The sequence below is a fragment of the Paracoccus sp. PARArs4 genome (assembly GCF_947311865.1).
GTDB lineage: Bacteria > Pseudomonadota > Alphaproteobacteria > Rhodobacterales > Rhodobacteraceae > Paracoccus > Paracoccus zeaxanthinifaciens.
Genome location: NZ_CAMZMW010000037.1, coordinates 1 through 4,707, shown reverse-complemented (window position 1 = coordinate 4,707; position 4,707 = coordinate 1). Strand labels below are relative to the sequence as shown.

General features: G+C 65.6%; 5 protein-coding genes and 1 tRNA gene. 4 read left to right on the top strand and 2 right to left on the bottom strand.

What is annotated here, in order from left to right; all coding sequences use genetic code 11:
• The first annotated feature begins 345 nt into the window (after positions 1-345).
• Positions 346-1,266 carry an MYG1 family protein gene (locus QMZ16_RS16215; protein WP_282604020.1) on the top strand — a complete coding sequence of 307 codons (921 nt, stop codon included), beginning with the start codon at positions 346-348 and terminating at the stop codon, positions 1,264-1,266.
• A gap of 45 nt (positions 1,267-1,311) precedes the next feature.
• Here the strand turns inward: QMZ16_RS16215 and QMZ16_RS16210 are convergent, their stop codons facing one another.
• A complete protein-coding gene (locus QMZ16_RS16210; protein WP_022707566.1) occupies positions 1,312-1,461 on the bottom strand; it encodes a hypothetical protein in 150 nt (49 codons plus the stop codon).
• A 120-nt stretch (positions 1,462-1,581) separates the two neighbouring features.
• Positions 1,582-2,823 (bottom strand): tyrosine--tRNA ligase, encoded by a 1,242-nt coding sequence (gene tyrS, locus QMZ16_RS16205; protein ID WP_282604019.1) that lies wholly within the window; start codon positions 2,821-2,823, stop codon positions 1,582-1,584.
• A 60-nt stretch (positions 2,824-2,883) separates the two neighbouring features.
• Here tyrS and QMZ16_RS16200 point away from each other — a divergent pair, with 60 nt between their 5' ends.
• The 3 genes from QMZ16_RS16200 (at position 2,884) to QMZ16_RS16190 (ending at position 4,707) form a co-directional block, all read left to right on the top strand.
• Complete coding sequence (locus QMZ16_RS16200) at positions 2,884-4,014, top strand: anhydro-N-acetylmuramic acid kinase (RefSeq protein ID WP_282604018.1); 1,131 nt, start codon at positions 2,884-2,886, stop codon at positions 4,012-4,014.
• Between the two features lie 41 nt (positions 4,015-4,055).
• Positions 4,056-4,484: a hypothetical protein gene (locus QMZ16_RS16195; protein ID WP_282604017.1), complete on the top strand. Its 429-nt coding sequence runs from the start codon at positions 4,056-4,058 to the stop codon at positions 4,482-4,484.
• 146 nt (positions 4,485-4,630) lie between these two features.
• Positions 4,631-4,707 (top strand) — tRNA-Asp (locus tag QMZ16_RS16190).

Genomic DNA, 4,707 nt, shown 5'->3' with positions numbered 1-4,707 from the left:
GAGGGTCTTTCTGTCCGCCGTCGCTCTCGCCGCAACTGTCATCTTCTGGCTTTGAAAATTAACGAGTCTGGAGCCTAGAGTTACGGCGCCTTTTTGAATGCCTGTGCCGAAGGGCTCGCGAATGCGGGCCCTTTTCTTTCGTCAGCAGAACTGGCGCGCGGACAGATCTTTGCTCCGAGCCTGCAAAACCTTTGATCGGTGGTCATTGATGACCATTGTAGTTGCTGTGTAAATCGCTACCTTCGGCACCAACTATGCTCGAGACTACAAGATCCGCCCGCCCAGCAGACGCACACCATGATGGCCGCCCCCTCGGGCGGTCGTTCCAATTGACGGAAGACGCCGATGACCATCCAATATCTCGTGACCCATAACGGCGGCTTCCACGCGGACGAGCTTCTGTCCTCGGTCGTGCTGACACGCCTGCATCCCGATGCCGAGTTGAAGCGCACCCGCGCGTCGGAATGGATCACCCCGGCCGAGGGGCGCGTGATCTACGATGTCGGGCGCGATTACGACGCCGGGCGGGGGATATTCGATCACCACCAGAAGGATGCGCCGCTGCGTGACGACGGGCAGCCGTTCAGCTCGTTCGGGCTGGTCTGGCGGCATTTCGGACGCGACTACCTGCGGGCGCTGGACGTGCCCGATGCCGATATCGAGGAGATCCACCGCGCCTTCGACCAGGACTTCGTGCTGCCCATCGACCTTCTGGACAATGGCGCGGTCAGCCCTGCCGTGGCGGGGCCGCTGTCGGGGCTTACGCTGCCCATGCTGCTCGAGAGCCTGAAGCCGGTCTTCGACGACCCGGCGCCCGATGCCGACGATCGCGCCTTCGATCGGGCGCTGGTCATTGCCCGCGCCTTTGTCGAGGCCGCCATCGCGCGCAAGGCGTCGCGCAGGCGCGCGGACGGCGTCGTGCGGCAGGCGATCGCGCAGGCGGGGCAGGGGCGCGTGCTGGAATTGCCGATGGGCATGCCATATCGCTCGGCCATCGTGGCGTCGGGGGCGGATCACCTGTTGTTCGTCGTCCATCCCCGCGATGGCGGCGACTGGGCGCTTACGGGGATCCGGGTCGACGATGACGGCTTCGGACTGCGTGCCGATCTGCCAGCCGAATGGGCCGGCCTGACCGACGAGGCGCTGGAACAGGCTTCGGGCGTGAAGGGCGCGCGGTTCTGCCACAATGCGCGCTTCATCGCGGTGGCCTCGGACCGGGATGCGATCCTGCAGATGGCGCGGATCGCGGTCGACAAGGCTGCATGAGAAGGGGCCCCGCAGGGCCCCGTGATCGGCGTGCGACGCGGTGGCTCAGGCGGCCTTCTGCGCGTCGAATTCGCTGACGACCTTGCGCGATTCGTCCTCGCGCGTGAAATAGCCGTACATCTGGTCCAGCACTGCGTCGGCTTCCAGGCTGCGCTTGCGTGCGGCGATGCTGGTGGTCTTGTCGTCTTTCGACATCGTTCAATCTCCGGGTTCGGGTCCATCCCTCCCACGGCGGCGCATATATTGACCCGCCGATCAAAGATAAACCGCCCCGACGCTACGTCAGGGCGGTTGCATGGCAGCCTTGCGTCTGGCTCAGGCCAGTTTCAGCATCCGGTGCTTCTTCTTCCCGACCGAGATCTTGATCCCCGCCGCCATCGCGTCGCGCGACAGCGCCATCTGCGGATCGGTCACGGCCTCGTTGTCGGCGCGCAGCCCGCCTTCGGCGATCAGGCGCTTGGCCTCCTTGCCGCTGCCGACGATGCCCGACTGGACCAGCGCCTGCACGATGCTCAGCCCGTCCTGCGTGTCGGCTGGCAGGGTCGCGACCTGCAGATCGCCGCCCGCCCCGCCTTCCTCGAAGACCTTGCGCGCGGTCTCCATCGCCGAGGCAGCGGCATCCGCGCCGTGCAGCAGGGTGGTCACCTCGTTCGCCAGCAGGACCTTGGCCTCGTTGATCTCGGACCCTTCCAGCTTGCCCAGACGCTCGCACTCATCGACCGGCAGCTCGGTATAGAGCTTGAGGAAACGCCCCACATCGGCATCGGTCGCGTTGCGCCAGAACTGCCAGAACTCATAGGGCGACAGCATGTCCGAGGACAACCACACCGCGCCGCCCGCCGACTTGCCCATCTTGCGCCCGTCCGAGGTGGACAGCAGCGGCGAGGTCAGCCCCCAGATGGTACGGTCGTCCACGCGGCGGGTCAGGTCGATCCCGTTCACGATGTTGCCCCACTGGTCCGAGCCGCCCATCTGCAGCTGGCAGCCATAGCGGCGGTTCAGCTCCAGGAAGTCGTAGGCCTGCAGGATCATGTAGTTGAATTCGAGGAAGCTCAGCGACTGTTCGCGGTCCAGGCGCGATTTCACCGATTCGAAGGACAGCATGCGGTTAACGCTGAAATGCCGTCCGATATCACGCAGGAAGGTCAGATAGTTCAGGCCGTCCAGCCATTCGGCATTGTTCAGCATCAGCGCGCCGTCATCGCCGTAATGCAGGTACTGCGCGAAGACGCTCTGAAGGCGGTCGATATTCGACTGGATCGCGGCATCGTCCAGCAGCGGACGTTCCTCGGACCGGAAGGACGGATCGCCGACCTTCGTGGTGCCGCCGCCCATCAGGGTGATCGGCTTGTTGCCGGTCTTCTGGAACCAGCGCAGCATCATGATGTTCAGCAGGTGGCCGACATGCAGGCTGGCCGCCGTCGCGTCATAGCCGATATAGGCCGTGACCGGACCCTGGAGCAAAGCCTTGTCCAGCGCCTCGTAATCCGTGCAGTCGGCCAGGTAGCCACGCTCGGACATGATGCGCAGGAAGTCGGATTTGGGCAGGTAGGTCATGGGCTTCATCCTTCTATTGCGGGGCGATATACAGGTGCGGCGATAAAAGGGGAAGGCGCGATGATCACGGCCCTTGGAATGATGTCGGGAACCTCGCTCGACGGGGTGGACGCGGCGCTGATCCGCACGGATGGCCGCCGGATCGAGGGCTTTGGCCGCAGCGGGTTCCGCGCCTATGGCGACAACGAATCCGGCCTGCTGCATTCGCTTCTGGGCAAATGGCATGGCGATCCGGGCGTGGCCGATGGCGCCGCCCTGTCCGAGGCTGCCCATGCAGAACTGGCCGCCGATTTTCCCGAGGCGCAGCTTCTGGGCTATCACGGGCAGACCTTCGCGCATGACCCGGGCGGGCGCGGCACGCATCAGGCGGGGTCCGGCGCACGGCTTGCGCAGATGACCGGCCGCTCCGTCGTCTGGGATTTCCGCACCGAGGACGTGCGCCGCGGCGGCGAGGGTGCGCCGCTGGTACCGTTCTTTCACTGGGCCTGCGCGGATTGGGCGGTCGGGCAGGGGCTGCTGGAACGCGGGCCGGTCGCCTTCCTGAACCTTGGTGGGGTCGGCAATATCAGCTGGGTCGATACGCGGCTGCCCGCCCCCGAGGCCGAGGGGGCCTGCCTTGCCTTCGACACGGGCCCGGCCAATGCGCCGATCAACGACCTTCTGCGCGCGCGCCTGCGCATGTCGCGCGACGAGGGCGGCGCTCTGGCGCTGTCCGGTTGTGTTAATGAGGCCATCGTCCGCGACTTTCTGGCCGATCCCTTCTTCCGGCGGCCGCCGCCGAAATCGCTGGACCGAGACCGCTTTGCCGCGCTGTCGGTTGCGGTGGCGCCACTGTCCGATGCCGATGCCGCCGCGACGCTGGTCGATGCGCTGGCAAGCGCCGTCCGGGCGGGGATGGAATGGCTGCCCGAAGCGCCTGGCTCGGTCCTGGTCTGCGGGGGCGGGCGGCACAATCGCGCCATCATGCAGGCGCTGTCCGCCAAGCTTGCGCCCAAGGTGATGCCGGTCGAGGCTGTAGACATGGACGGCGACATGCTCGAGGCGCAGGCCTTCGGGTGGCTGGCGGTGCGCGTGCTGAAGGGGTTGCCGATCTCGGGGCCGATGACGACCAATGTCCCCGAACCGGTCTGCGGCGGGCGCATCAGTCATCCGCGGGGGTATGGGAACAAAGCTGCGCCAAGGGGGTTGTGACCCGTCACCAGCTTTGGCGCCCCCATCGGAAGGACCACGTGATGACCGTTCGACCCATTCTTGTCGCCCTGACTGCAATCCTGCCCGCAGGCATCGGTTTCGCCCAGCAAGCCCCGTTCGAGAACGCCCCCGCAACGCTTGTCGCCACGTCCGAGGTGAACTCGGTCGCGCTGCGTCAGGACAACGTGCTCGTGGATCTGAGCGCGGCGATGGCCGCCGGGATCGACGGGATGGCCGTCATCTCGGCCGACGATGTCGAGGTGGGGCATGTCGAACGGCTGAACCCATCGGAGGGGACGGCGACCATCGGGTTTGGCGGTTTCTTGGGGCTTGGCGAACGCAAGGCGACGCTGCCCCTGTCGAAGCTTGCATTCCAGCAGCAGCCCGACGGCCAGGTTCGCGCATTCATCGCGCAACCCTCGGACCGGCTGGCCGAGATCCCTGAATCCCCGCAGGCCGATATGTCGTAACCCCCTGCGATTGCTGAGTTTCGAAAGCCGATTTGAAAGTTTCTGCGTTTTCTTCTCAAAAATGTCGCATGGGCTATTGACGGCGACGATAGCTGTGCGTAAACCCCGCCTCACCCCAGCAGGCGAACGGCTGGGGGATGAGTTGGGCGGTTGTAGCTCAGTTGGTTAGAGTACCGGCCTGTCACGCCGGGGGTCGCGGGTTCGAGCCCCGTCAACCGCGCCA